This is a genomic window from Streptomyces sp. NPDC016469, assembly GCF_040632905.1.
Lineage (GTDB): Bacteria > Actinomycetota > Actinomycetes > Streptomycetales > Streptomycetaceae > Streptomyces.
On the sequence record NZ_JBEYCQ010000024.1, the window covers coordinates 48,902 to 73,771 of the forward strand.

21 protein-coding genes are annotated in these 24,870 nt (G+C 74.3%); 6 read left to right on the forward strand and 15 right to left on the reverse strand.

All coding sequences use genetic code 11. From position 1 onward, the window contains the following. Positions 1 to 40: 40 nt before the first annotated feature. The 6 genes from ABZ565_RS25375 to ABZ565_RS25400 form a co-directional block, all read right to left on the reverse strand. Positions 41 to 1,897, reverse strand: a complete 1,857-nt coding sequence (locus ABZ565_RS25375; RefSeq protein WP_361031156.1) for an ABC transporter ATP-binding protein — start codon at positions 1,895 to 1,897, stop codon at positions 41 to 43. Next, positions 1,894 to 2,781: an ABC transporter permease gene (locus ABZ565_RS25380; RefSeq protein WP_361031159.1), complete on the reverse strand. Its 888-nt coding sequence runs from the start codon at positions 2,779 to 2,781 to the stop codon at positions 1,894 to 1,896. Before ABZ565_RS25380 ends, ABZ565_RS25375 begins: the two co-directional genes overlap by 4 nt. 5 nt (positions 2,782 to 2,786) lie before the next feature. Beyond that, positions 2,787 to 3,731 carry an ABC transporter permease gene (locus ABZ565_RS25385; RefSeq protein ID WP_361031162.1) on the reverse strand — a complete coding sequence of 315 codons (945 nt, stop codon included), beginning with the start codon at positions 3,729 to 3,731 and terminating at the stop codon, positions 2,787 to 2,789. A 1-nt stretch (position 3,732) separates the two neighbouring features. Beyond that, on the reverse strand, positions 3,733 to 5,325 hold the full coding sequence (locus ABZ565_RS25390) for an ABC transporter substrate-binding protein (RefSeq protein WP_361031165.1): 1,593 nt from the start codon (positions 5,323 to 5,325) through the stop codon (positions 3,733 to 3,735). Between the two features lie 299 nt (positions 5,326 to 5,624). Further along, positions 5,625 to 5,708, reverse strand: coding sequence for a putative leader peptide (locus tag ABZ565_RS25395; RefSeq protein ID WP_361031313.1), 84 nt, complete (start codon positions 5,706 to 5,708; stop codon positions 5,625 to 5,627). A gap of 88 nt (positions 5,709 to 5,796) precedes the next feature. Beyond that, positions 5,797 to 7,002: an ROK family transcriptional regulator gene (locus ABZ565_RS25400; protein WP_361031168.1), complete on the reverse strand. Its 1,206-nt coding sequence runs from the start codon at positions 7,000 to 7,002 to the stop codon at positions 5,797 to 5,799. A gap of 579 nt (positions 7,003 to 7,581) precedes the next feature. On the opposite strand from ABZ565_RS25400, the gene ABZ565_RS25405 reads away from it, so the two are divergent. The 5 genes from ABZ565_RS25405 (at position 7,582) to ABZ565_RS25425 (ending at position 14,029) form a co-directional block, all read left to right on the forward strand. Next, positions 7,582 to 8,532 (forward strand): TauD/TfdA family dioxygenase, encoded by a 951-nt coding sequence (locus ABZ565_RS25405; RefSeq protein ID WP_361031171.1) that lies wholly within the window; start codon positions 7,582 to 7,584, stop codon positions 8,530 to 8,532. Then, entirely contained in the window at positions 8,529 to 9,989 is a 1,461-nt protein-coding gene (locus ABZ565_RS25410; protein WP_361031174.1) for a sulfatase-like hydrolase/transferase, read from the forward strand. The genes ABZ565_RS25405 and ABZ565_RS25410 overlap by 4 nt, the downstream gene beginning before the upstream one ends. A gap of 398 nt (positions 9,990 to 10,387) precedes the next feature. Continuing rightward, complete coding sequence (locus tag ABZ565_RS25415; RefSeq protein ID WP_361031176.1) at positions 10,388 to 10,576, forward strand: hypothetical protein; 189 nt, start codon at positions 10,388 to 10,390, stop codon at positions 10,574 to 10,576. Between the two features lie 211 nt (positions 10,577 to 10,787). Then, entirely contained in the window at positions 10,788 to 12,422 is a 1,635-nt protein-coding gene (abc-f, locus tag ABZ565_RS25420; protein ID WP_361031179.1) for a ribosomal protection-like ABC-F family protein, read from the forward strand. Beyond that, a complete protein-coding gene (locus ABZ565_RS25425) occupies positions 12,419 to 14,029 on the forward strand; it encodes an ABC-F family ATP-binding cassette domain-containing protein (RefSeq protein WP_361031182.1) in 1,611 nt (536 codons plus the stop codon). Before abc-f ends, ABZ565_RS25425 begins: the two co-directional genes overlap by 4 nt. On the opposite strand, the gene ABZ565_RS25430 is transcribed toward ABZ565_RS25425, so the two are convergent. From ABZ565_RS25430 to ABZ565_RS25440, 3 genes are read right to left on the reverse strand one after another with little or no spacing between them, the layout of a single operon-like run. Beyond that, positions 14,026 to 16,155: a xanthine dehydrogenase family protein molybdopterin-binding subunit gene (locus tag ABZ565_RS25430; RefSeq protein ID WP_361031185.1), complete on the reverse strand. Its 2,130-nt coding sequence runs from the start codon at positions 16,153 to 16,155 to the stop codon at positions 14,026 to 14,028. The genes ABZ565_RS25425 and ABZ565_RS25430 overlap by 4 nt on opposite strands. Further along, positions 16,152 to 17,144 (reverse strand): xanthine dehydrogenase family protein subunit M, encoded by a 993-nt coding sequence (locus ABZ565_RS25435; protein WP_361031188.1) that lies wholly within the window; start codon positions 17,142 to 17,144, stop codon positions 16,152 to 16,154. Before ABZ565_RS25435 ends, ABZ565_RS25430 begins: the two co-directional genes overlap by 4 nt. After that, the gene (locus tag ABZ565_RS25440; RefSeq protein WP_361031191.1) at positions 17,141 to 17,698 is read right to left on the reverse strand and encodes a 2Fe-2S iron-sulfur cluster-binding protein; all 558 of its coding nucleotides are present in this window, start codon (positions 17,696 to 17,698) and stop codon (positions 17,141 to 17,143) included. The genes ABZ565_RS25435 and ABZ565_RS25440 overlap by 4 nt, the downstream gene beginning before the upstream one ends. A gap of 236 nt (positions 17,699 to 17,934) precedes the next feature. Between ABZ565_RS25440 and ABZ565_RS25445 the strand changes: the two genes are divergently transcribed. Continuing rightward, a complete protein-coding gene (locus tag ABZ565_RS25445) occupies positions 17,935 to 18,552 on the forward strand; it encodes a TetR/AcrR family transcriptional regulator (protein WP_361031194.1) in 618 nt (205 codons plus the stop codon). Here ABZ565_RS25445 and ABZ565_RS25450 read toward each other — a convergent pair. The 6 genes from ABZ565_RS25450 to ABZ565_RS25475 all read right to left on the reverse strand — a co-directional run bounded on the left by ABZ565_RS25450 (position 18,549) and on the right by ABZ565_RS25475 (position 24,870). Then, complete coding sequence (locus ABZ565_RS25450) at positions 18,549 to 19,778, reverse strand: VWA-like domain-containing protein (protein WP_361031197.1); 1,230 nt, start codon at positions 19,776 to 19,778, stop codon at positions 18,549 to 18,551. The genes ABZ565_RS25445 and ABZ565_RS25450 overlap by 4 nt on opposite strands. Continuing rightward, a complete protein-coding gene (locus tag ABZ565_RS25455) occupies positions 19,775 to 21,016 on the reverse strand; it encodes a MoxR family ATPase (RefSeq protein ID WP_361031200.1) in 1,242 nt (413 codons plus the stop codon). The genes ABZ565_RS25450 and ABZ565_RS25455 overlap by 4 nt, the downstream gene beginning before the upstream one ends. A 74-nt stretch (positions 21,017 to 21,090) precedes the next feature. After that, complete coding sequence (locus tag ABZ565_RS25460; protein ID WP_361031203.1) at positions 21,091 to 22,467, reverse strand: hypothetical protein; 1,377 nt, start codon at positions 22,465 to 22,467, stop codon at positions 21,091 to 21,093. A gap of 96 nt (positions 22,468 to 22,563) precedes the next feature. Beyond that, positions 22,564 to 23,016, reverse strand: coding sequence for a flavodoxin family protein (locus ABZ565_RS25465; protein WP_361031206.1), 453 nt, complete (start codon positions 23,014 to 23,016; stop codon positions 22,564 to 22,566). A gap of 64 nt (positions 23,017 to 23,080) precedes the next feature. Then, the gene (locus ABZ565_RS25470) at positions 23,081 to 23,809 is read right to left on the reverse strand and encodes a hypothetical protein (RefSeq protein WP_361031209.1); all 729 of its coding nucleotides are present in this window, start codon (positions 23,807 to 23,809) and stop codon (positions 23,081 to 23,083) included. A gap of 494 nt (positions 23,810 to 24,303) precedes the next feature. Beyond that, positions 24,304 to 24,870 carry a phage tail protein gene (locus ABZ565_RS25475; RefSeq protein WP_361031212.1) on the reverse strand — a complete coding sequence of 189 codons (567 nt, stop codon included), beginning with the start codon at positions 24,868 to 24,870 and terminating at the stop codon, positions 24,304 to 24,306.

Below are 24,870 nucleotides of genomic sequence, written 5' to 3' on the forward strand. Positions count from 1 at the left end.
CCGTCACGGGTCGGGGCGGGCGGCTGAAGGGTGCGGTGGGTCATGCGAGGGCTCCCGTCTTCTCGGCGTGCTCCACGCGTGCCGCCGGGGGTACGGGTTCGGGCGCGGCGGCGAGCAGGGCGCGGGTGTACGGGTCGCGGGGGTTCCCGCACACCTCGTCGGCGGTGCCGGTCTCCACGACCCGGCCCCGGTGCATGACGGCGATGCGGTGGCTGATCTGCCGGACGACCGCGAGGTCATGGGCGATGAAGACGAGGGAGAGCCCCAGATCGCGCTGGAGGTCGGTGAGCAGCCCGGTGATCTGGGCCTGGACGGACACGTCGAGCGCGGAGACGGGTTCGTCGCAGATGAGGACGGACGGTGCGGGGGCGAGCGCGCGGGCGATGCCGATGCGCTGGCGCTGGCCGCCGGAGAAGGAGCGCGGGTGGCGGCCGGCGACGGCGGGGTCCAGGCCCGCCAGCTCCAGGAGCTCCGCCACCCGCTCGCGGCGCGCCTCCCGGTCGCCGATGCCGAACGCGACGAGGGGTTCGGCGACGATCTCGCCCACGGTCATGCGGGGGTTGAGCGAGGCGTAGGGGTCCTGGAACACCATCTGGACCTGGCGGCGCACCGCGTGCAGCGCCCGGCGCGAGGGCCGGGTGACGTCCTCGCCGCGCAGCCGCAGGGTGCCGCCGTCGGCGGAGTGTGCGTGGGCGAGGACCCGGGCCAGGGTGGACTTGCCGGAGCCGGACTCGCCGACGATGCCCAGCGTCTCGCCCTCCCTCAGCGTCAGCGACACCCCGTCGAGCGCGGGCACCCCGCCTCGCCGGGCGCCACGTCGCCCGTACGTCTTGGTGAGGCCGTCCGCCTCCAGGACGACCGCGCCGGGCGCGGGGCGGTCGATGCGGGCGGGCGGGGCCGGGGCGGGCAGCGGTTCGGTGCGTCCGGCCGCGGGGAGGCAGGCCACCCGTACGTCTCCGGTCACGCGTGCGAGCGGCGGGGCCGCGGTGCGGCAGCGGTCCTCGGCCAGGGTGCAGCGGTCGGCGAAGGCGCAGCCGTCCCCGAGGAGGGTGAGGTCGGGCGGGCTGCCGGGGATGCCGGTGAGGCGGGTCCCGGACGGGGTGGCGAGGCGCGGGACGGCGGCCAGGAGTCCGGCGGTGTACGGGTGGCGGGGGCGGGTGAGCACTTCGGCGGTGGGCCCGTCCTCGACCACGGTGCCGCCGTACATGACGAGGACCCGTTCGCAGGAGCGGGCGACGACGCCCATGTTGTGGGTGATGAGGACCAGGGCGGTGCCGCTCTCGCGGTTGAGGTCGCCGAGCAGGGTGAGGATCTGGTCCTGGACGGTGGCGTCGAGTGCGGTGGTCGGCTCGTCGGCGAGGAGGACGTCGGGTTCGCCTGCGAGGGCCATGGCGATGAGGATGCGCTGACGCTGGCCGCCGGAGAACTGGTGCGGGTGGTCGTCGGCACGCCGGTGCGGGTCGGGGATGCCGACCCGGTCCAGGAGTTCGACGGCACGGGCGCGGCGGGCGGCCTTGTCGTGGTTGCCGTGGGCGCGCAGGGCCTCGTCGATGTGGCGGCCGGCCGTGAGGACGGGGTTGAGGGCGGTCATGGGGTCCTGGAAGACCATGCCGATGCGCGCGCCGCGCACCGCGCGCAGTTCGGCCCCGTCGGCGGTGGCCAGGTCGCGGCCGTCCAGGCGGACCGTGCCGGCGGTGATGCGGCCGGTGCCGGGCAGCATGCGGTTCAGGGCGAGCGCGGTGGTGGACTTGCCGGAGCCGGACTCGCCGACGACGGCCAGGGTCTCGCCCCGGCGCAGGGTGAAGGAGACCCCGCGCACGGCGCGCAGCGGTGACCCGTCGGGGGTGGTGAACTCGACGCCGAGGTCGCGGACCTCCAGCAGCTCAGGGGCGGTCATCGGCGTATCTCCCGGTTGAGCGCCTCGGCGATGAGCGAGAGGCCGAGGACGAGCGCGGTCACGGTGATCAGGGGGCCCGCGGCGAAGTGCGGGGACTGGGCGAGGTAGGGCATGGACTGGCTGAGCACGGCGCCGAGGGTGGGTTCGGGGGGCCGGACACCGACGCCGAGGAAGCTCATCGCGCCCTCGATGAAGACGGCGACGGTCAGCGAGACGGCGATCTGCACGACGAGCGGGTCGGCCGCGTTGGGCAGGATGTGCCGGACCAGCACCCGGCGCCCCGAACCCCCGCCGACCCGGGCGGCCGTGACGTACTCGCGTTCCCGCTGTACGAGGACGCCGCTCCGCAGCAGCCGCCCGAAGACCGGTACTTCGGCGAGGGCGATGACGAGCACGACGGGGATGCGGCCGGGGCCGAGGATCGCGGTGACGGCGAGCGCCAGGATCAGCCCGGGGAACGCGAGGAGCAGGTCGAAGACGCGCTGGACGACGGTGTCGGCGACGGGGTGGGCGGCGGCGGCCAGGGCGAGCAGGCAGCCGAGTGCGGCGCCGGCGGGTACGGCGATCGTGATGATGGTGAGGTCGGTGCGGATGCCGTACAGCACCCGGCTGAGCAGGTCGCGCCCGAGGTCGTCGGTGCCCAGGAGGTGCCCGGGGGTGCCGGGTCCGGCCAGGCTCTGGCCGCTCTGGTCGGTGGGCCCGTGCCCGGCGAGCAGCGGTGCGAGGAGTCCGGCGAGGACCACCGCACCGACGAGGACGAGGCCGGTGCGGGCGCGGGCGGTGGACAGGGCGGCGCGGTACGGGTGACGGGGGCGGGCCGTGGCGCGCGGCTTGCGGGCGGCCGGGGGCGGCGCGGCGGTGAGGAGGTCGGTCGTCTGGGTCATCAGGGTTACTCCCACCTGATCCGGGGGTCGAGCCAGGCGTACACGAGGTCGGTGAGCAGCTGGACGAGGACGAAGACGGCGACCAGGAGCAGCAGGAGGTCCTGGACGACCGGGTAGTCGCGGCGCTGGAGGCCCTGTTCGGCCAGCTGGCCGAGGCCGGGCCAGGCGAAGATCGCCTCGACCAGGACGGCCCCGCCGAGCAGGTTCCCGACCTGCATGCCGAGCAGGGTGACGACGGGCGGCAGGGCGTTGGGCAGGGTGTGGCGCCACAGCAGGCGGCGCGGGGCGATCCCGGCGGCGGTGGCGGTGCGGATGTAGTCCTCGGCGAGGCCGCGTTCGATGCCGTCCTTGAGGTAGCGGCCGAGCACGGCGGCGCTGGGCAGGGCCAGGCAGAGCGCCGGCAGCACGAGGTACTGCGCGGCGAGGTCCGGGGCGGTCAGGAAGGCGACCCGGCCGCCGGGCGGCAGTACGGGGAGCGCCACCGCGAAGACCAGGACGAGCAGCACGCCGCTGACGAACGGGGGGACGGCCAGGGCGGCGGTGGTGATCACGCGCACGGCGGCGGCCGGCCACCGGTTGCGCGAGGTTGCCCCGATCACGCCGAAGGCCGTGCCGAGCACGATCACGAACAGGAGGGCGGCGACGGTGAGTTCGGTGGTGGCGCCGAGGCCGTCGCCGATGAGGTCGGCGGTCTGTCCGCCGATCGCGTAGGACGGTCCGAGGTCGCCCCTGAGGAGCGAGCCGATCCAGTGGGCGTACTGCGAGAGCAGGGGTGCGTCGAGGCCGAGCCGTTCGCGGATCGCGGCGACGGTCGCCGCGTCCGCGTCGGGTCCGGCGAGCGCGGTGGCGGGGTCGCCGGGGACCAGTCTGAGGATGGTGAAGATCAGGAAGGAGGCGGCGACCAGGACGAGGAGGGCGGACGGCAGCCGCCGGAGCAGGTAGCTGCGCATGTCACACCAGGTAGGCGTTGTCGAGGTTGAGGTAGGAGAACTTGTTGAGCGTGACGCCGTGCAGCCGGGCGGCGGAGACCTGGACCTGTCCGCGGACGACGAGGTCGATGAGGAACGCCTCGTCCAGCAGGATGGAGGAGATCTTCTGGTGCAGGGCGTTCGCGGCGGCCGTGTCGGTCTCGGGCTCGGTCCAGGCTTCCCGTACGACCTTGGTGTACTCGGCCGAGCGGTACTTGGAGGTGTTCTTCGCCTCGTTGAAGGGGTAGGCGCTGACGGCGAGGGTGGAAGGCTGCACCTGGGCGAATCCGTGGCCGAGGGACCACAGGGCCGGCATGCCCTGCGAGATCAGCTTCTTCTGTGCGGTGGCCCCGTCGGTGGGCTGGAGCGTGACGTGGACGCCGACCTGCTTCAGGTCGTACTGGATGGACTCGGCGATGGCCGTCTCGCCGGGCAGTGCGATGTGCAGCATGGGCAGGTCGAGCCGGGTGTGCCCCGCGGACTTCAGGAGTTCCCGGGCCTTCGCGGGGTTGTGGGTGTAGTGGGTGCGGTCGGCCTCGCTGTAGGCGGGTGAGGACTTGGGCCAGGGTGCGGCGGAGGCGAGTCCGTACCCGCCGAGGGTCTGGGCGACGAGCCGGTCCCGGTCGACGGCCCAGGCGAGCGCCTGGCGGACGGTGCGGTCGGTCAGCGGGGCGACCGTGGTGTTGACGCCGAGATAGACGGCGCCGGCGCCGGTGTCGTAGTCGCTGATGGTGAGCCCGTGGTCGGCCTTGACGACGCCGAGGCTCTTGCCGGGCACGTCGAAGGAGAGCTGGGACTGGCCGGAGCGCAGGGACGAGATGAGCGCGTCGGCCTGGGCGACGACCCGCAGTTCGACCCCGTCGAGGTAGGGGCGTCCGGGCTGCCAGTACGCGTCGTTGCGGGTGAGGCTCAGACCGGAGCCGGGGCTCCACTTCTTCAGCTTGAACGGACCGGTCCCGATGAGCTTCTTCCCGGCGACGGCGTCCTCGACGCTCTCCGAATCCGTGATGATCATGAACTCGAACAGGTCGAAGAGGTTGTTGACCGGGTGCGCCAGCTTGAGCACCAGCTCGTGGTCGCCGCGCTTCTCGAATCCGGTGATCGTGGCCGCCGTGCTGCGCAACTGGGCCGCACGTACCGGATTCTGAAGGTTCTTCACCGCGAAGATCACGTCGTCGGCGGTGAATGTGCGGCCGTTGTGGAAGGTCACGTCGTCGCGCAGCCGGAGCGTGATGCTGCGTCCGTCCTCGGCGTACGTCCAGGAGCTGGCGAGTTCGGGTTTCGGGTGGAGACGGTCGTCGTAGCGGGTGAGGGTGTTGTAGATCAGGCGTTGCTGAAGGGACTGGCCGCTCTGCGCGAACAGCAGGGCGGGCGTGAAGTCGGCGTTCACGGCGACGTTCAGCACGCCGCCGCGCCGGGGTGCGGCGCTCGCTGCCTGCGGGCCGGACGAAGTGTCCGACACGGCCGAGCGGCAGCCCACGAGCCCCAGTCCGAGGAGCAGGGCGCCGCCACCTGCGGCGCGCAGCGTGGAGCGCCGGGACGGTCCGGAGGGCGTGAGGGGGTACAGCTCGGTCATCGATGCCTGCCTGTGACTGGGAAAGGGGAATGGGGCGGGAGGGCGCGGTGGAGCACGCACGCGCATTTGTTCCGCTGCGGGAGGAATGGAGCGACGGGATGCGCTGCGCGAATGGCGCACCGGACCGGGGCCGCTGCGGCGGCCGTACGGAATCGGCGCGGGTAGGTGTGAAAGGGCTCCCGCGACGCACGGGAGCGGAGGAAGCCGCCCGGAAAGGCGATTCCCGGGTCTCAGCGGGTTGTTGTCACCCGTGAGAGGTCAGCGGGGCGGGGCCATGGGGCTGCCCGCCGCGGTCCGGGTCAGCGGCGGACGGCACAGACCGCGCTGGCCTGTCGACAGAGGTCGACGTGCCTGCGGGAGACGAGGCGCTTGTCCGGGTTCACGGGAGCAATATGACAGCGGCCTCGCCGGACGGTCAACCTGCGTTGTCCGCATCCTGGTACGAAGCGCTTTGGGGCCGCCGAGGCCCGACTACCGCGCCGCAGCCGCCAGCGGGCTCCTGAACAGGGGGTTCAGCACGACGGCACCGGCCGCGACGGGGAGGACGGCTGTCCCGGCATGCGGACTGACAATGCGTTCGGGGTCCTGGCAGACGTGCGAGTGGTCGACAGCGGCGCCTCTGATCTCCTCCAGGTACTCGGGGTTGATCAGGCTGGCGTGCTCGGTGACGACCACGAGGTCCGGGTTGAGGACGTCGAGCAGCAGGGCCGTCGCCCGGCCCACGGCGCGGGCCCGCTCGCGCAGCAGCCGGTCGGCGCGCCGGTCCCCGGCCGCCGCCGCGTCCACCACCAGGAACGCGTCGGCCCAGGGCACGATGCCCCGTCGCACCGCGGTCCGCGCCATGGCGGTGTTGGAGGCGGTCGCCTCCAGGCAGCCCGAACGCCCGCAGGGGCAGACCACCGTGGAGTCCGGCACGGGCAGGTGAGCCACGTCCCCGGCTCCGGACCCGGGCCCTTGGTGCACCACCCCGGTGATGCCGAAGGCGGCGTCGACCACGTTGCCGATGAACAGGTGGACCAGGCTCCGCCGCGCCTCGGGCCGGCCGAACAGGATCTCGGACTGGGCGACGGCCCGGGCGTGGTTGTCGACGCGCACCGCCGAACCGCCCAGGCCACGGGCGAGTTCGGCGGCGAGCGGCCGGCGGGCCCAGCCGAGCGAGGCGTGCCGCACGGCTGTGCCGGAGCCCGGGTCGACCCAGCCGCCGAGGGCCGCGCCCACCCCCAGCAGCGGGCGGTCGCGGCGGACGTCGTCCAAGAAGGCGCGCAGCCCGCGCACGATCCTCGGCGGCAGGTCCCCGGCCGGGATGCCGTCGTGCGGGAAGGCGCGCCGGTCGAGCAGCCGGCCGCGCAGGTCGAGCAGGCCGAAGGTGGATGCGGGCACCCCGATGTGGACCCCGGCGACCAGGGGGCCGTCGCTCTCGCCGGTGTGCAGGTCGACCGGGATCTGGGGGCGGCCCACCCCGTTGCCGGCGCTCAGCTCGGGCAACTCCCGCACCAGGCCCAGCCGTACAAGGTCGGTGCACTGGCGTGACACGGCGGCCTGGCTCAGCCCGGAGCGTTCGGCGATCGTCCGGCGGGCGACGGGTCCGTGGTCGAGGACGGTGCGCAGCACGGTGGCGGCGTTGGTCTCGCGCCTTCCGTCACCGGTCACGCGGAAGAGGCGGGGGTCGGCGGTCATGGGGGCCTTCCTCGGGTCCTGCGCCGGTGGGGCGCTCGGGTCCTGCGCCGGTGGGGCGCTCGCAACGTTACGGCGGCGTGAATTCGCACGAGGCCGGCGACCGGGGCCGGGGGCGGCGCCCGCTCACTGCTGGGTCACACGGGCGAACTCGCAGGCCACGCACGGTTTTTCGGCGCCGTGAAGGGGCGTCGGGCAACCCCGTGCAGGCGCCGATTGAACCACTGCCGTACGCCCCGTGGGGTGCCGGCGGGCGCTTGACGTACCCGGCGGGGCGCTGCGAGTCTCCGGGACATGTTCGCGACGGCACTCACCGATGCGCGGCCCGCCCGCGCCGGCCGCCCCGCCCCGACGCAGCCCGTGTGTCCGGGCCGCTGTACCGCCGCCTGACCTCACCGGCGTACCACCGCACCGCGCTCCCGCTCCGGAGCCGGCAACTCCGCGCACCGTCGCTCCGCGCAGTGCACCCGTCTCCGCCTGCGGGCGCATCCCGCCCCAATTAATTCCGCTCCACAATTAATCGGCTCGCCGCCGGCCGCGCCCCAGCGCACGGCCGCGACGGGCGACCTCGAAGGGAATCCCATGTCCTCCACCACCACCGCCCCGGCCATCACCGTCCAGCAGCTGGGCGGCCGTATCGGCGCGGTCATCTCGGGTGTACGGCTCGGCGGCGACCTCGACCCGGAGACGGTCGCCGCCGTCCGGGCCGCGCTCCTCGCCCACAAGGTCGTCTTCTTCCGGGAGCAGGACCACCTGGACGAGGAGAGCCACGAGGCCTTCGGCCGGCTGTTCGGCACTCCCGTCGCCCATCCGACCGTGCCGTCCGCCGACGGCCGGTATTCGCTCGGCATCGACTCCGACCACGGCGGCCGGGCCAACCAGTGGCACACCGACGTCACCTTCGTCCCCGCCTACCCGGCCTTCTCCATCCTGCGGGCCGTCGTGATCCCCCCGTACGGCGGCAACACCCTGTGGTCCAACACAGCCGCCGCCTACGCGGAGCTCCCCGAGCAGCTGCGCACCCTGGCGGACGGTCTGCGGGCCGTCCACTCCAACGACTACGACTACGCGGCCGTGCGGCCCAACGCCCTGCCGGAGGCGCTTCAGCAGTACCGCGAGGTGTTCACGTCGACCAAGTTCCTCACCGAGCACCCGGTGGTCCGCGTGCACCCCGAAACCGGCGAACGCGTGCTGCTGCTGGGCAACTTCGTACAGCGCATCAGCGGGCTGACCGGGCGCGACTCGCGGGCCCTGGTCGACCTGTTCCAGTCGCACATCGAGCGCCCGGAGAACACCGTGCGCTGGGACTGGCAGGTGGGTGACGTGGCGATCTGGGACAACCGCGCCACCCAGCACTACGGCGTGGACGACTCCGACACCCACGAGCGCAAGCTCCGCCGCGTCACCATCGACGGTGACGTTCCGGTCGGCGTCGACGGCCGCTCCTCCACGCTCATCAGCCCCGAGGGGGTGCCGGACCCGTCCTTCGGCATCCCGTCCGGCGCCTCCACCGCCGAGGCGACGGCTGCGTGAGCGAGCACTCCCCGGTCCCGGAGGGCGGCGTCCCGGCGCCGCCCTCCGGGGCACGCCCGCAGGTGATCGTGGTCCTCACCGACCAGCAGCGCTGGGACACGGCCGGGGTGCACGGCAACCGGGCCGGTGTGACACCCGAGTTCGACCGCATCGCCCGCGAGGGCACCCTCTTCGAGCAGGCGGTCACCCCCAACCCGGTCTGCGCGCCCGCCCGTTCGTCGCTGCAGACCGGCCGCTACCCGACAGCCACCGGCGTCTTCCGCAACGGTCTCCCGCTCCCCGGGGGCATCCCCACGCTGGCCGGTGAGTTCGCGGCGGCCGGATACGCCACCGGCTACATCGGGAAGTGGCACCTGGCGGGCGACGACAACCCCGACGGGCCGGTGCCGCCCGCCCTGCGGGGCGGTTACAGCGCATGGCTGGCGTCCGACCGGCTGGAATTCACCTCGGACGCGTACCGCACGGTGGTGCACGACGAGGGCGGCGAGCCGGTGCGGCTCCCCGGCTACCGCTCGGACGCGCTGATCGACGCGGCGATCCGGTTCGTCGCCGACCACCACGACCGGCCGTACCTGCTCTTCCTGTCGCTGCTGGAGCCGCACCACCAGAACCCCACCGACGACTACCCGGCCCCGGCGGGCTACCGGGAGCGTTACGAGGGCGCCTGGCTGCCGCCCGACCTGGCCGCGCTCTCCCCGGGGGCCGAGCAGGGCGGGGCGCACCGCCACCTCGCCGGGTACCTGGGCCAGATCAAGCGGGTCGACGAGGGGGTGGGCCGGCTGCGCGACGCCCTGCGGAGCCTGGGCACCGAGGAGCACACGGTCCTGGCCTGGACGGCGGACCACGGCTCCCACTTCCGTACCCGCAACAGCGAGTACAAGCGCTCGGCCCACGAGGCGTCGGTCCGGGTGCCGTTGGCGGTCACCGGGCCGGGCTTCAGCGGCGGCGGGCTCGTCCGCCGGCCGGTCAGCACGGTGGACCTGATGCCGACCCTGCTAGCGGCGGCCGGCCTCCCGGTCCCGCCGGGCGTCCAGGGACGCTCCCTGCTGCCGCTGGCCGGCGGGGGGCGCGATCCGGAACGGCCCGGTTCGGTGTTCGTCCAGATCAGCGAGGACCGGGTGGGGCGCGCGGTGCGCACCTCGCGGTGGAAGTACGCCGTGGAGGCGCCGGGCGCGGACGCCTGGAACGATCCGGGCGCGGACCAGTACACGGAGACGGAGCTGTACGACCTGGCGGCCGACCCGTACGAGCTGGACAATCTCGCCGGCCTGGAATCGCACCGCGCGGTCGCCGACGAGCTGCGCCGGGAGCTCCTTGGCTGGCTGGCGCGGATCGAGGGCACGAAGCCGGCCGTCGTACGGGCCCTCGCACGCCCGTCCGGGCAGCGCCGCGCGGAGTCCTTCCCGGCGGGCACGCCGTGGGAGGCGGTCCGGTTCGGCCATCGCCCGCGCCGGTGACTCCGCGAGGTGGCGGGGCGGCCCGTCCGTCCCGCCACCCGGCCCGACCGGACTGGACTTACGGGTCCATTTTTGCGTTTCTACGGTGGCCTGACCTCCCCGCGGCACACGAGCCGCGGTGACGGCTCACGGAGAGGCACACCCGATGCACGCGATCAGCATCACCCGGCACGGCGGCCCCGAGGTCATGGCCTGGACCGAACTGCCGGACCCCGTCCCCGGCCCCGGCCTGGCTGAGCCGGCGCGACAAGGTCGTCGCCCGCTACCGCGAGCAGGGCCGGGACTGCCCGCTCGACATCGCGGTCTCCCGGATCGGTCCGGCCTCGTCGGGCGCGCAGGCCGTCGCCACCGAACTGCCGGAACGCCGGCAGGCCGCGCTGGCCGCCGGAATCCGGCACATGCAGTCGATCGGGAAGACCGACGCCGACCGGGACGCGGACCGCTCGACGGCGGCCCTGCTGGCCGGGATCCAGGGCGGAGTGGTGATCCTGCTGTCCACCGGCAGCCCGGATCACCTGGAGGCGGCCCTGGACCAGGGCATCGCCGATCTGCGCCGCCGGGCCGGCACCGAAAGCGAAAGGCCGTGAGAGGGGACAGCTGCTAAGGTCGACGGGCCGTTCAGCGTGTACGAGGAGACCAGACATGGCAGGCGACGACGACATCTCCGGGTGATCCCGGAGCCCCATAGCCGCAGCGGGCGCCCAGGGCGCCACCGCAGTGGCCATGTCGTTGTTCCCTCTGACCATTCCTCCGGGGCCGTGGTACCCCCGTCCCCGGATTCACACGCGAGGTCCCCGTATGTCCGACGCATCCCTCATCTGCTCGAACCTCTCCTTCGCCTGGCCGGACGACACCCCGGTCTTCTCCGGCCTGTCCTTCAGCGTGGGCAGCGGCCGCACCGGTCTCGTCGCCCCCAACGGCTCCGGCAAGAGCACACTGCTCAGACTGCTGGCCGGCGAGCTGCGCCCGACCGCCGGTTCCGTCACCGTCGACGGCACGCTCGGCTATCTCCCGCAGAGCCTCCCCCTGACCGGTGACCTGTCGGTCTCCGAGGTACTGGGCGTCGACGCGGTGATCCGCGCGCTGGACGCCGTGGAGTCCGGCGACGTGGACGAGAAGCACTTCGCGGTCATCGGCGACGACTGGGACATCGAGGAGCGCACCCGCGCCCAGCTCGACCGGCTCGGTCTCGACGGCATCGCCCTGGACCGGAGCATCGGCACGCTCAGCGGCGGGCAGGTCGTCTCGCTGGGCCTCGCGGCCCAGCTGCTGAAGCGGCCAGACGTCCTGCTGCTCGACGAGCCGACGAACAACCTCGATCTCGACGCACGGCACCGCCTCTACGACACGCTGGAGTCGTGGAACGGCACGCTGCTGCTCGTCAGCCACGACCGCGCGCTCCTGGACCGCATGGACCGCATCGCCGAGCTCGGCACATCGGAACTGCGGCTGTACGGGGGCAACTTCACGGCGTACGAGGAAGCCGTGCGGGCCGAGCAGGAGGTGGCCGAGAAGAACGTCCGCAACGCGGAACAGGAGCTGAAGCGGGAGAAGCGCGAGATGCAGCAGGCCCGCGAACGGGCCGAGCGGCGCGCGAGCAACGCGGCACGCAACCTCAAGAACGCGGGCCTGCCCCGCATCTTCGCCGGGAACATGAAGCGCGGCGCCCAGGAGGCGGCCGGCAAGTCCGGCCAGACACACGCCTCCCGGGTCGGCGAGGCGCAGGCCCGCCTGGACGAGGCGGGGCGTGCGGTACGCGACGAACAGCGCATCACCCTCGACCTGCCGGACACCGATGTGCCCGCCGGCCGCACGGTGCTCCTCGCCGAGCGGCTGCGGGTGCGCCTCGGCGGCCGGGAGCAGTTCTCCGGCGAGGGCGTCGACCTGACGATCCGGGGCCCCGAACGCATCGCGCTGACGGGGCCCAACGGCGCCGGCAAGAGCACCCTGCTGCGGATGGTCAACGGTGACCTGGAGCCGGGCGGCGGGTCGATCAGGCGCGCCGACGGGCGGATCGCGTACCTCTCGCAACGGCTCGACCTGCTCGACCTCGGGCGCACGGTGGCCGAGAACTTCGCCGCGTACGCCCCGCACCGGGAGGAGGCCGAGCGGATGAACCTGCTCGCGCGCTTCCTCTTCCGCGGCGACCGCGCCCATCTGCCGGTCGGTGTGCTGTCGGGCGGTGAGCGGCTGCGGGCCACGCTGGCCTGTGTGCTGTGCGCGGAGCCGGCCCCGCAGCTGCTGCTCCTGGACGAGCCGACGAACAACCTGGACCTGGTGAGCGCCGGCCAGCTGGAGAGCGCGCTCGCTTCGTACCGGGGCGCGTTCATGGTCGTCAGCCACGACGAACGGTTCCTGGAACGGATCGGCGTGGGCAGGTGGCTGCGGCTGGCGGACGGGGAACTGCGCGAGACGGGGGCACCGGAAGCATGAGCCGCGCCCTCCTCGCCCACGACCTGGTCCGCGTCCTCGGCACGAAACGTGTCCTGGACGGGGTGTCGCTCACCGCGTCCCCCGGCGACCGCATCGGCCTCATCGGTGAGAACGGGGTCGGCAAGTCGACACTCCTGCGGCTGCTCGCCGGGGTGGACGAGCCCGACGCCGGGCAGGTCACCCGGCCCGCGGATGTGGGGTTCCTGCACCAGGAGATGCCGTACCACGCTGACTCCACCGTCGCCGGTGTCCTGGACGACGCCCTGCGCGAGGCCCGGGCGGACCTCGCGGAGCTCGACCGGCTGTCCGGGCTGCTCTCCCGTACACCGGAAGACTCTCCGGAGCACGCGCGGCTCCTGGAGACGTACGGCGGACGACTCGAACAGGCCGAGGAGCGGGAGGTCTGGGACGCCGACCGGCGCGCGGCCGTCGTGCTCGGCGGGCTCGGGCTCGGCTCCCTGCCGCACGGGCGGACGCTCCGCTCGCTCTCGGGCGGTCAGCGCGGCCGGCTGGCGCTCGCCGCGCTGCTGGTCCGCCGGCCGACCGCCCTCCTCCTCGACGAGCCGACCAACCACCTGGACGACGAGGCCGCCGCGTTCGTCGAGGAGCAACTGCGCACGATGCCCGGGCCCGTGGTGATCGCCGGCCACGACCGGGCGTTCCTGGACGCCGTCTGCACGGACCTCGTCGACCTCGATCCGGCGGTGGACGGGCCCGTACGCTACGGCGGCGGGTACAGCGCGTACCTGGCGGAGAAGCGGGCGGAGCGGGCGCGCTGGGAGCGCCGGTACGCCGAGGAGCAGGAGGAGATCGGGGAGCTGCGCCGGTCGGCCGCGGTGACCGCGCGCCAGGTCGCGCCCGACCGGGGGCCGCGCGACAGCGAGAAGATGGGGTACGGGCTGCGGGCCGGCCGGGTGCAGAGCCAGATCGCGCGCCGGGTGCGCAACGCCACCCGCCGGCTGGACGAGGCGGAGCGCCGCCAGGTCGCCGAGCCGCCCAGCCCCTTGCGGTTCCGGTACCCGGAGCGGACCGAGCCGCCCGAGCCGGGCACCCTGGTGTCCCTGCGCGGGGTGCGGTTCCCCGGACGGCTGGCCGTCGACGAGCTCGACGTCGGGGCATCCGACCGCCTGCTGGTGACGGGCGGCAACGGTACGGGGAAGTCGACGCTGATCGCGGTGCTCGCGGGCCGGCCGGTCGCGGTCGGCGAGGTGGCCCGGCGGCCGGGCCTGTCCGTCGGGGTGCTGGCGCAGGACAGCGTGTTCGCCCGGCCGGACCGTACCGTCGCCGACACCTACGTACGGGTGCTGGGCGCCGAGCGCGCGGAACGGGTGCCGCTGCTCTCGCTCGGGCTGCTGCGCGCGGCGGACCTGGGCAAGCAGGTGCGGCAGCTGTCGGCGGGCCAGCGGCGCAGGCTCGCGCTCGCGCTGCTGATGGCCCGCCCGCCGGAGCTGCTGCTGCTGGACGAGCCGACCAACCACCTCTCCCCCGCGCTGTGCGACGAGCTGGAGGAGGCGCTGGGCCCCGGCCCCGGCGCGGTCGTGGTCGCCAGCCACGACCGCTGGCTGCGGCGTCGCTGGCGGGGGCGCGAAATGCGGCTGGGCGCTTAGGGGTTGTCCCCCGCGCGCAGGACGCGGTCCGGGCGGATCGGCAGCTCCCGGTGGCGTACGCCCGTCGCGTGCCACACCGCGTTGGCGATCGCGGCGGCGACGCCCACGATGCCGATCTCGCCGATGCCCTTGATGCCGACGGGGTCGCCGGGCACCGGGTCGTCCACCCAGTCCGCCTCGATGAGCGGCACATCGGCGTGGGAGGCGACGTGGTAGCCGGCGAGGTCGGCGTTGACGTGCCCACCGGTTGCCGCGTCGCGGACCGCCTCCTCGTGGAGCGCCATGGAGAGGCCCCAGGTCATGCCGCCGATGAGCTGGCTGCGGGCGGTGAGGGGGTTGACGATCGTGCCCGCCGCGAAGATGCCCAGCAGGCGGCGGGCGCGTACCTCGCCGGTGGTGACGTCGACGGCGACCTCAGCGAACTGGGCGCCGAATGAGTGCCGTTCCCGCTGCGGCAGGGCGGCGATGGCGTCGGCGGTGTCCGCGCGGGCGGTGATCCCCTCGGCCGGGACGGCGCCGCCCAGTGCCAGCCGTTCGCGGAGGTCGGCCGCCGCGAGGCGCACCGCCCAGCCCCAGGAGCGCGTGCCGGTGGAGCCGCCCGCGATCATCGCGTGGCCCAGGTCGCTGTCGCCGATGCGCACCTGGACCAGGTCCGGGTCCACCTGGAGCGCTTCGGCGGCGACGAGCGTCATGGCGGTGCGGGCCCCTGTGCCGATGTCCGCCGCGTTGACCCGTACGGTGAAGGTGCCGTCCGCCTCGGCGGTGACGGCGGCGGTGGAGCGGCCGACGCCCGAGGGGTAGGAGGCGGCGGCCGTCCCGGTCCCGATGAGCCAGCGGCCTTCGCGGCGCAGGCCGGGGCGCGGATCGCGGTCCGCCCAGCCGAACCGGCGGGCGCCCTCCTCGAAGCAGGCGAGCAGGTTGCGGCTGCTGAACGGGAGGCCCGAGACCGGGCCGTTGGCGGGTTCGTTGCGCGCCCGCAGGGCGATGGGGTCCACGCCGCACTTCTCGGCGAGTTCATCGAGGGCCGACTCGATGGCGAAGGAGCCGGGTGCCTCGCCGGGGGCGCGCATCCAGGTCGGCGTCGGCACGTCGAGCCGTACGATCCGGTGCCGGGTGCGGTGCGCGTCCGCGTCGTACAGGACGCGGCCGAGCACGGCGCTGGTCTCGATGAATTCGTGCACGCCGGACGTGAGGTTCAGCGCCTCGTGGTCGAAGGCGCACAGCCGTCCTCCGGCGTCGGCCGCGACCCTGACGCGCTGAGCAGTGGGGCTGCGGTAGCCGACGAGCGAGAACATCTGCCGCCGGGTCATGACGACGCGTACGGGACGGTGCAGCGCTGTCGCCGCCATGACGGCGGCGACCTGATGGGCGCTCAACCCCTTCGATCCGAAGGCGCCGCCGATGTGTTCGGAGCGCACGCGCACCGAGGCGGGGTCCAGGGAGAAGAGCTGGGCGAGTTCTCCGGCCACCCAGGAGCTGCCCTGATTGGAGTCGGTGACGTCGAGCCGGCCGTCGTCCCAGCGGGCGGTCGCGGCGTGCGGCTCCATCGAGCAGTGGTGTTCCTCGGGGGTGGTGTACTCCGCGTCCACGACGAAGGCGGCCCCGTCGATCCGCGCTTGGACGTCCCCCTTGTCCGTGTCGGCCCGCACCATCGGGGAGCCCTCGGGCCGGTAGGCGTCGTCGCGACCGGCACGGAACGCCACGTCGTGCGGTTCCTCCTCGTAGCCGACCACGAGGGCCTCGGCGGCCTCCCTGGCCTGTTCGGGGGTCTCGGCCACCACGAGGGCCACCGGCCAGCCCACGAACGGCACCCGGTCGTGCTGGAAGAGCCCGACGACCGGGTTGGGCCGGCCGAGCATGCCCACGTAATCCGTTTCGACGCGCGGGGCGTTGCCGTGGTGGAGCACGGTGAGCACGCCCGGCATGGCGAGCACGGATTCGTCCGCCACGGCGGTGATCCGGCCCCGGGCGATCGTGGAGAGGACCAGCCAGCCGTGGGCGAGCCGGGCGAAGGGGATCTCGCCGGCGTAGCGGGCGGCGCCGGTGACCTTGTCGCGGCCCTCCACCCGGGCCCGGCCCGAGCCGACGGCCCCGGAGGCGGTGGTGGTACCGGTCGTCGTGGTCATCGGGCGGCCTCCTCGGCGAGTCGGGTGAGCTCGGCGACGACGAGGTTGCGCATCAGCGTCACCTTGTAGCCGTTCCCGGGCAGCGGCCGGGCGGCGGCCAGTTCGGCGTGGGCCGCCGCGGCGAAAGCGGCCGCGTCGGCCGGGCCGCCGGTCAGGGCCCGTTCGGCGGTACGGGCCCGCCACGGACGGGAGGCGACGGCCCCGAGGGCGAGGCGGACGTCGCGCACGACACCGTCGCGTACATCGAGGGCGGCGGCGACCGAACCGATCGCGAAGGCGTACGAGGCACGCTCGCGCACCTTGCGGTAGCGGGAGTGAGCGGCGGCCGGGGCGGGCGGCAGCGTGACGCCGGTGATCACGGCACCGGCGGGCAGCGCGGTCTCGATGTGCGGGGTGCCGCCCACGGGCAGGTAGAACGCCTCGATCGGCAACTCGCCGGGCCCCTCTGCCGTTGCGTACGAGATGACCGCGTCGAACGCCGCGAGGGCGACCGCCATGTCGGAGGGGTGCGTGGCGACGCAGTGCTCCGACGCGCCGAGGACTGCGTGGTTGCGGTGGTCGCCCGCGAGGGCGGGGCAGCCGGTACCGGGGGCACGCTTGTTGCAGGGTTTGGCGAGGTCGGCGAAGTAGCCGCAGCGGGTGCGCTGGAGGAGGTTGCCGCCGACGGTGGCCATGTTGCGCAGCTGCCCGGACGCTCCGGCGAGCAGCGCCTGGGCGAGGGCCGGGTAGTGGCGGCGTACGTCGGGGTGGGCGGCCAGGTCGCTGTTGGAGACGGTGGCTCCGATGCGCAGACCGCCCTCGGGGCTGAACCCCACCTCGTCCAGGGGGAGTTCCCTCACGTCGACGAGAAGGCTGGGGCGCTCCACGCCCGCCTTCATCAGGTCGACCAGGTTGGTGCCGCCGCCGAGGAGCCGGGCGCCGGGATCGGCGCCGAGGAGGGCCACCGCTCCGGCGACGTCATGGACCCGTTCGTAGCCGAACTCCCTCATGCCACACGCTCCTTGGCCTGCCCGGCGGCGCCCTCGGCGGCGTGGGCGACCGCCTGGACGATCTGTGTGTACGCCCCGCAGCGGCAGAGGTTGCCGCTCATGCGCTCACGGATCTCGTCGGCGGTGAGCGCGGGCACCCCGGCCTCGGGCCGTACGTCCTCGGTCGCGGCGCTGGGCCAGCCGGCGGCGTGCTCCTCGATGACCGCGAGGGCGGAACAGATCTGGCCCGGGGTGCAGTAGCCGCACTGGTATCCGTCGAGGTCCAGGAACGCCTGCTGCACGGGGTGCAGGCGGTCGCCGTCCGCCACGCCCTCGATGGTGGTGATCTCGCGCCCCTCGGCCGCCACCGCGAGCTGGAGGCAGGCCACGGCCCTGCGGCCGTCGAGCAGCACCGTACAGGCGCCGCACTGGCCCTGGTCGCAGCCCTTCTTGGTGCCGGTCAGGTCGAGGCGTTCGCGTAGCGCGTCGAGCAGGGTGGTGCGGTGGTCGACGGTCAGCGTGTATTTTTCGCCGTTGACGCGCAGGGTGACGGCGCTGGACGTCGATGGGGCCATGATCAGCCTTCTTTCGCAGGGGCTGGACCGCTCCGCACGGGACGGTGTGCGGCCGGTGCGGGAGGCGGAGAGCGCGGCGAGCGGGTGGGGGGCCGACGGAAGCCGGTCGGTCAAGTGGCCTGATCCGGCGCTGTGGTGGAGGCAAGCGGACAGTTGTCCGCTTGGTTGTCGAACCTAACGGACGGGTGTCCGGCGAGCAAGGCCGTCCCCGGCCGTGGCTCGGGAGAGGGGGGAGGGTGCGGGACGCGAGGAGCACGCCCACGCGGCCGGACGCGCAGCGCAACCGCGAGCGCATCCTGGCCGTCGCGCTCGCCGAGCTGACCCGGGCCGCGGACACCCCGGTGAGCGTGATCGCGCGGAAGGCGGGCGTGGGCCAGGGCACGTTCTACCGCAACTTCCCCCACCGCGAGGCCCTGGTGCTCGAGGTCTACCGGTACGAGATGCGGCAGGTCGCCGACGCGGCGGCCCAGCTCCTGGCCGACCGCCCGGCCGACCGCGCCCTGCGGGAGTGGATGGACCGCCTCGCCCGGTACGCCATGGCGAAGGCGGGCCTGGCGGACGCCCTGCGCGCCGCGACGAGCGGGCACGGCAGCCTGGCGCAGGTCGGCCACGGTCCGGTGACCGAGGCCATCACGCTCCTGCTGGCGGCGAACGAGGCGGCGGGCACGATACGCGCCGGGGTGACCCCGGACGACTTCCTCCTCGCCATAGCGGGCCTGTGGCAACTGGATCCGCACAGCGACTGGCAGCCCCGTGCCGCCCGCCTCTTCGACCTGGTCACGGACGGGCTGCGGGCGGGCGCCTCCGGGATCGAACGGGTGCCCCGTCACCCGGATCAACGGCTCTCCGACTAGCCGATGTTGACGACGCGCGCCCACTCGGGGGGCGTGTCCGGTACGTGGTCCGGATCCTCCTCGTCCCACGAGCCCCGGTCCGGCCGGTCGAAGAGGCCCACCACCGTCCGGCACGCCGGCTGGACAGAGGGCCACGGGGTCTGGCCGTCGGTCAGGGCCACGACGACGTCGGGCCGGGGGTGCGTCCGCAGGGCCTTGGCGAAGCCCGTGCGCAGATCGGTTCCGCCGCCGCCCACCAGCGGGATGCCCTCCGCACTGCACAGCGGGTGCACGACCCGGGCGGCCGCGTCGCAGGACAGCACCGTGACCAGGTCCCGGCGCCCGCCCACGGCACGGGTGATCGCGGACACCTCCAGCAGCGCGCTGCCCAGCTCCACGTCGCTGACCGACCCCGAGGTGTCGATGACCACGGACACGCGCGGTGGCCTGCGCCGCAGGCTCGGCAGGATCACCCCGGGCAGGCCCACCGAGCGTCGCGAGGGACGCCCGTACGAGTAGTCGTCGCCCGCGCCGGGGCCGGAAACGGCTGACCGGACGGCGGCCCCCAGCAGGTCGCGCCATGCCTGGGGCGGATGGAACGCCTCCTCCGCCCACCGCTTCCACGCCTTCGGCGCATGGCCCGGGCGGCCGGTGATGCCCTGGGCCACCCGGAAGCGCACGGCGTCGCGCTCCTGCTCGCTCAGCCCGTGCGCGCCGTCGGGTCCGAGGTCCCACTCCCGGTCGAGCCCGTCGGAGCCGCTGCCGCAGTCCAGCCAGGCGAAGTCCTGCGTACGGGGCCCGAGCCGGAACAGACGCAGATACTCCTCCATCAGCTTTCCCTCGGGGAGCCCCAGCGTCGCGGGCCACACGGCTCCCTCGGGGGCGGCCAGACCGTCCCCGTACACGTCGTCGTTGATCTCGCAGTCGGCCGCGATGTTCATCCGAAGGCGCTCCGCCGCACCGGTCAGTCCGTGCGTGCGCGCGAACCGGTCGCCGCGCCCGTGGTGGTCCCGGAGCAGGTGCGACACCTCGTGCACCCACACTCCGGCGAGCTCCTCCACGGGCGTGCGGTCCACGAACCACGGCGATACGTAGCACCGCCAGTGACGGTCGACGGCCATCGTCGGGACGCGCGGCGACTCGACCACGTGGAGGGCGAACAACGCCGTCGCCAGGAACGGGCGGGCCCCGACGGCCTGCAGCCGGGCGGCGAAGAGCTTGTCGCGGTCCAGCTCGTCCCCGGTCACCGGCCGCCCTTCGTCGCGACGGCGGCGCGGGCCGCCGCGTCCTCGGCGCGCCGCGACACCGACACGACCCCTGCCAGCGCCTCGATCGACGCGGGCACGTCCCACTCCTCCTGCCTGAGCGTCGCGAGGGTGGTCGCGGGGACGACGACCAGGTCCGGCGCTCCGGTCTCGACCGCGCGCACGAGCACCGTCCAGGCGGCGTCCCAGCGCGACCGGTCGAGGCGTTTGCGCACCGCCGCCACCACTCCGTCGAGCACCGCCTGCCGCAGGTCTCCCCGCTCGGGCAGCACGGCGGACGCAGGGTCGGCGAGGAGTGTTTCGGGGTCCGGAAGGTCCATCCGGTCGATGGCCGCGAGGAGTTCGAGTCCCGGCCCGTCCCCGACCGTGCCCCGGACGATCAGCGAGAGCACATCACGGGAGACGCCGGCGGCGGTCGCGAAGGCGATCAGCGTGAGGGTCATGTCCCAGCTCCTGGGCGACGGCCAGGGACCGCCCCTGCGGGTCTCGCCGCTGGGCAGCCGGTGGACGAGCGCGGGACGGGCCGCGAGGAGCCCGCACACCGCTCGCCGCGCGAAGTCGACTGATTCGCCGAGGAGTTCGGGCCGGAGCCGGGGCAGGGTCGCCCGGGGCCAGGTCCCGCCGAGACCGCGTACGACGACGTCCTCGTCGTGGGTCCACTGGAGGTGGACGAACCGGTTGGCCAGCGGCGGGCTCAGCTCCCATCCGTCGGCCGCCGACGACCGCGGATTGGCTGCCGCCACGATGCGTACCCCGGGCGGCAGTTGAAGCGCCCCGACCCGCCGCTCCAGTACGAGCCGGAGGAGGGCCGCCTGCACGGCGGGCGGGGCCGTGGACAGTTCGTCCAGGAAGAGCAGGCCGCGTCCCGCCCGGACCAGCCGTACGGCCCAGTCCGGCGGTGCCATGGGGACGCCCTGTTCCGCCGGATCGTCCCCGACGACGGGCAGCCCGGAGAAGTCGGACGGCTCGTGCACGCTGGCGATGAGCGTGGTGAGGGGCAGGCCCAGGTCGTCGGCGAGCTGGGTCAGGGCGGCGGTCTTGCCGATGCCCGGCTCGCCCCACAGCAGCACGGGCAGGTCGGCGGCGACGGCCAGCGTCAGGGCTTCCAGCTGGGTGTCGGGGCGCGCTTCGGTCGTCGTGTCGCGCAGCAGGGCGGTCAGCGTCCCGGCGATGTCGAGCTGGGAGGCCGTGGGCGGAGCGGAAAGGGTGCTTACGGGCATGGGTCATCACCTTGGGAGTCGTGGCGGGGTTCAAGGGGTGCCGGCCCCGGGACCGGCTGGTGCGGGCCCACCCGTCAGCGCGCCCCCGCCCGGCGTGGGCGTGTGCGGCGTGCGGGGGCGGGCGGGGGGACGGGGTAGCAGCTGCTGGGTCCGGGTTCGATCAGGTCGGCGCGGTACAGGCCGTGGGTGACCCTGCGGAGCGCCGCCGTCTCCAGTTCGTCGCGGAGTGGGCCGTCCCGGAGCTGCGCGCCGGGGCCGAGGAGACCTTCGACCACGGCGAGGGCTCCGGCGATGTCGCCGTGGTCGAGCCGTTCCCGCACCCCGGTGAGGCAGTCCGGGCGGCGGTGGGCCTCGTCGATCGCACGGAGGCACGGCAGCGGGGTCCCGGTCAGGGCGACCAGCAGCTCCTCGCGCCGGATCTCGGCCGGATCGTGGTCCAGGGCGGACAGCACCCCGTCGACCAGGCCGATCCGGTGCCGGGCGCCCCGGCAGTCCACGACACGCGGGGCGCCGGCGCCCGCCGGGGCCGGCGGCGGACCGGCCGGCGCGTGCCCGGGGGCGAGCGCGTCCGCGACGAGCGGGTGCAGCCGGTCGGCCTCGACCGCGCCCGACCGCAGGAGTTCGAGGTCGGGCAGCGCCCAGGTCGCCGCGTCGGGCAGCACCAGCGGGGTGCGGGTGGCGGCTGCCCCCGCGTCCGCGAGCCGCAGACGGCCGTCCGCGGTCGCGTGCAGCAGCAGCCGGTGCCGGCCGCCCAGCCGTACGGTGACGGGGCCCGATGTGCGGCCTTCGGCGTCGAGCAGCAGCGCGGCCTCCGCCGCCCAGCGGCCGACCGCACAGCGCCGCCCCGGCGGTACCTGGCCGATGAGGTCCTGGTCCGTGCCCGCGCCGTCCTCGACTCCGGAACGTATCCGCAGGTCGGCGGCGCTGCGCGCGTCCCACAGATGGCGGTGCAGGTCGAGCCGGAACCGCCGGCTGGGGTAGGGGTGCGGATGCAGGCGTACGGTCCCGGAGCCGGTGCCGTCCCACAGGCCGAGGCTGATCCGCTGCCCGGCGTCCGCCCAGGCAGGCGGTGTTCTGGCCACCACATGCACGGAGGCCGGTGCACCAGCGGTCCCGGGGCGCGGCTCGGAGTCGTACCGCGCGAGCGCGATCGTCAGCCCGGGACGCAGCAGCCCGCGCGGAGCGATCCTCGGCATGTGCCAGCGCAGCAGGTCCGGAGCCAGATGGCGCAGGTCCGCGCGTACACGGGCGGCGAGTTCCCGCCCGTACGTGCGGGCCAGGGCCCGGGGCGTGAAGTCGAGGTCGATACCGGCCGCGGCACACGCGCCCGCCCAGTCGCCGGTACGACGCCGGGCGGTGGCGGTTTCGATCATGGAGGGCGGCACGGCGAACTCGCGCACGCGCAGCCAGAAGGACAGGAAGGGATCCTCGTCGGGCCGGTGAGTGGTCATCAGCACTCACCTTGCGCGGACGGGGCCCCCAATCTTTGGAGAGAGTGAGTCGTCATCGCGGCACAGCGTAGCGTCCGGAGGCCGGTCGCGCAGCCCTTATTCGCTCAGGCCGGCCGCCAGCGTGGCTCCCAGCTCCCAGCACGCTTCGTTGTCCGCCCTGGCCGGCTCGCCCGTCACCTTCACGACGTCCGCCGCCCGGCGCCAGCCGAGGCCGGTGGTGATCGTCTCGATGCCGCGCACAGCGCCCGTGACGTCGTTGCCGCCGTGCACGTAGTAGCCGAAGGGGCGGCCCCGGGTGGTGTCGAGGCACGGATAGTAGATCTGGTCGAAGAAGTGCTTGAGCGCCCCGGACATGTATCCGAGGTTCGCCGGGGTGCCGAGGAGCAGCCCGTCCGCTTCGAGTACGTCGGAGGCCGTCGCGGCGAGCGCGGCGCGCCGTACGACGCGTACGCCCTCGATCTCGTCCGTCGTCGCGCCGGAGACGACGGCCTCGAAGAGGGCCTGGCAGTTCGGCGAGGGGGTGTGATGCACGATCAGGAGAGTGGGCACAGCTCCGAACCCTGCCGTCCCCCTCCCTCCGTCGCAAGCCGGGCGCGCGTGGTGCTCAGCCGTGTCAGGAGCGGTGGCCGAAGAACTCGACCTCGGCGATCGCCACCCGGCGGCCCTTTCCGGTGCCGTACGCGGAGTCGACCGTGAGCCGGATGCGGACGGTCTCCGAGCCCCGTACGTCGAACGTCTGCTGGCCCGCCCGGTCGGCGAGCCGGATCGCCTTCGTGCTCTTGGTGCCGTCCTTCGCGGTCAGTTCGGCGATGAGCCGGGCCGGCCGGGCCTGCGTCAGGTACTCGTCCGTACGCGTCGACGTGCCGGAGAACACCACCATCTTCCTCAGCCGGACCGGCGAGTCGAACGTGCACTCAAGGAAGTCCCCCGCCCCGCCGCCGGTGGCCTTGGGCGCCCAGTACCGGTTGTTGAAGCCGTCCACGGCGGCGCCCGCCGCGTGCCCGGAGGCCGCGCTCGACGCGTGGCACGCGGAAGGCGGCATCGACTCCGGCGCGCCGGTCTCCTCCTTGGCGAGGCCCAGCAGGCCGGACAGATGCGGCAGCGCGAACCACACCCCGGCCAGAACGAGGAGCAGCGCGAGGGGGATCCCGAGCCTCGGCCCCCGCCGACGGCGTCGCGGCCGGGCCCCGGCCTCGTGGCCCCGCGCCGGGCCCCGCCGGAAGAGGCGGCGCCACCACGGCGGGCGCGCGGCGGGCGGGGCCCCGGGGTCGAGGAGCAGGGCGCACCGGACGCACAGGGTGCGGTCGGGTGCGTTCTCGGCGCCGCAGCCGGGGCACCGCACGGGCGCGGCCCCGACCGGCGCGGCGGGCGGCGGTTCGGAGGCCGACCCGTCGGGTGTCCAGGCCGCGGATGGGCCGGGCGGAGTGTCCGGCCGGTCGCCGGGGCGCCGGGGGGCGGCGCCGGGGGGCGTACGGGGTGACGGGTCCGGCCGGTCCGGGGCCTGGGCGCGGAACGCGGGGGTCGGCGGGCGTTGCGGGGGGATGGCGGGGAGGGGGTTCGCCGGGTGGGCCGGATGCGGTGGGGTGGGGGACGACGGGCGGGGCGGGTCCGGAGGTACGGGGGTCGGCGGCACGGCGCCCCGTCCTGGTTCCGGAGCGGCGGGGGGCGGCGGGGCGGGCGCCGACGGGCTCGTCACCGGCGGACCTGGCTGCGCGGGCGCACGAGGCACGGGGGGCCCGGGCGCGGGCTCGTCGCCCTCCTCCCACGCCAGAAACGCCTCGCACGACACGCAGAATTCGCGGCCCGGTTCGTTCCTCGTACCGCACGACTCGCAGATCACCGCGTCGCACCCCCCGCGCCCCCGTCCGAGGGCAGGATCTCCAGCGTGAAGCCCACGTGGGCCGGCACCTCCGTGCCGATGAGTTCTTCCAGCCGGGCCCGGTCGACGGTCCGGCCGCGCCCCTCCCGGACCCGGATCGTCACCCAGGGGCGCGGCGCGCCGGGAAGCGTGGTGCCGGGTCCGGTGGACCAGGCGGTGCCACCGCTCTCCGTGATCTCCGGGTCCGCGCCGGTCACCAGGCGTACGGCCTCGGCGAGGCCGCCCGCCGTCCCGCGCCGGGCGTGCCGGGCCACCGCACCGCGTACCGTCTCACGGCGCCGTTCGACCGGGCCGTCCTCGGCGGCCTCCGCCGCCACCCACTGCGCCAGCCAGGCCAGGAAGTCGTCCGGGGCGCTGCGCGGGTCCAGGTGGGCGGGGAGGTTGTCGATGGTGAGCAGGACCGGGGCGAGGACGTCGTCCAGCGCGGTGAGGAAGCGGCGGAGGAAGTCCTGTTCCAGGTAGACGGCGGGGAGTTGGTCGACCAGGGGGTGCGGGGTGGGGAGCCCGGGGACGCCGGTGCGCAT

What these genes read in the sequence shown, in the direction of transcription:
- ABZ565_RS25475 (WP_361031212.1), bottom strand. Translation starts at nt 24,870, where the DNA reads ATGCGCACCGGCGTCCCCGGGCTCCCCACCCCGCACCCCCTGGTCGAC.
- ABZ565_RS25455 (WP_361031200.1), bottom strand. Translation starts at nt 21,016, where the DNA reads ATGCCCGTAAGCACCCTTTCCGCTCCGCCCACGGCCTCCCAGCTCGAC.
- ABZ565_RS25460 (WP_361031203.1), bottom strand. Translation starts at nt 22,467, where the DNA reads ATGACCACTCACCGGCCCGACGAGGATCCCTTCCTGTCCTTCTGGCTG.
- ABZ565_RS25435 (WP_361031188.1), bottom strand. Translation starts at nt 17,144, where the DNA reads ATGAGGGAGTTCGGCTACGAACGGGTCCATGACGTCGCCGGAGCGGTG.
- ABZ565_RS25440 (WP_361031191.1), bottom strand. Translation starts at nt 17,698, where the DNA reads ATGGCCCCATCGACGTCCAGCGCCGTCACCCTGCGCGTCAACGGCGAA.
- ABZ565_RS25405 (WP_361031171.1), top strand. Translation starts at nt 7,582, where the DNA reads ATGTCCTCCACCACCACCGCCCCGGCCATCACCGTCCAGCAGCTGGGC.
- ABZ565_RS25415 (WP_361031176.1), top strand. Translation starts at nt 10,388, where the DNA reads ATGCAGTCGATCGGGAAGACCGACGCCGACCGGGACGCGGACCGCTCG.
- ABZ565_RS25375 (WP_361031156.1), bottom strand. Translation starts at nt 1,897, where the DNA reads ATGACCGCCCCTGAGCTGCTGGAGGTCCGCGACCTCGGCGTCGAGTTC.
- ABZ565_RS25430 (WP_361031185.1), bottom strand. Translation starts at nt 16,155, where the DNA reads ATGACCACGACGACCGGTACCACCACCGCCTCCGGGGCCGTCGGCTCG.
- ABZ565_RS25425 (WP_361031182.1), top strand. Translation starts at nt 12,419, where the DNA reads ATGAGCCGCGCCCTCCTCGCCCACGACCTGGTCCGCGTCCTCGGCACG.
- ABZ565_RS25380 (WP_361031159.1), bottom strand. Translation starts at nt 2,781, where the DNA reads ATGACCCAGACGACCGACCTCCTCACCGCCGCGCCGCCCCCGGCCGCC.
- ABZ565_RS25400 (WP_361031168.1), bottom strand. Translation starts at nt 7,002, where the DNA reads ATGACCGCCGACCCCCGCCTCTTCCGCGTGACCGGTGACGGAAGGCGC.
- abc-f (WP_361031179.1), top strand. Translation starts at nt 10,788, where the DNA reads ATGTCCGACGCATCCCTCATCTGCTCGAACCTCTCCTTCGCCTGGCCG.
- ABZ565_RS25385 (WP_361031162.1), bottom strand. Translation starts at nt 3,731, where the DNA reads ATGCGCAGCTACCTGCTCCGGCGGCTGCCGTCCGCCCTCCTCGTCCTG.
- ABZ565_RS25390 (WP_361031165.1), bottom strand. Translation starts at nt 5,325, where the DNA reads ATGACCGAGCTGTACCCCCTCACGCCCTCCGGACCGTCCCGGCGCTCC.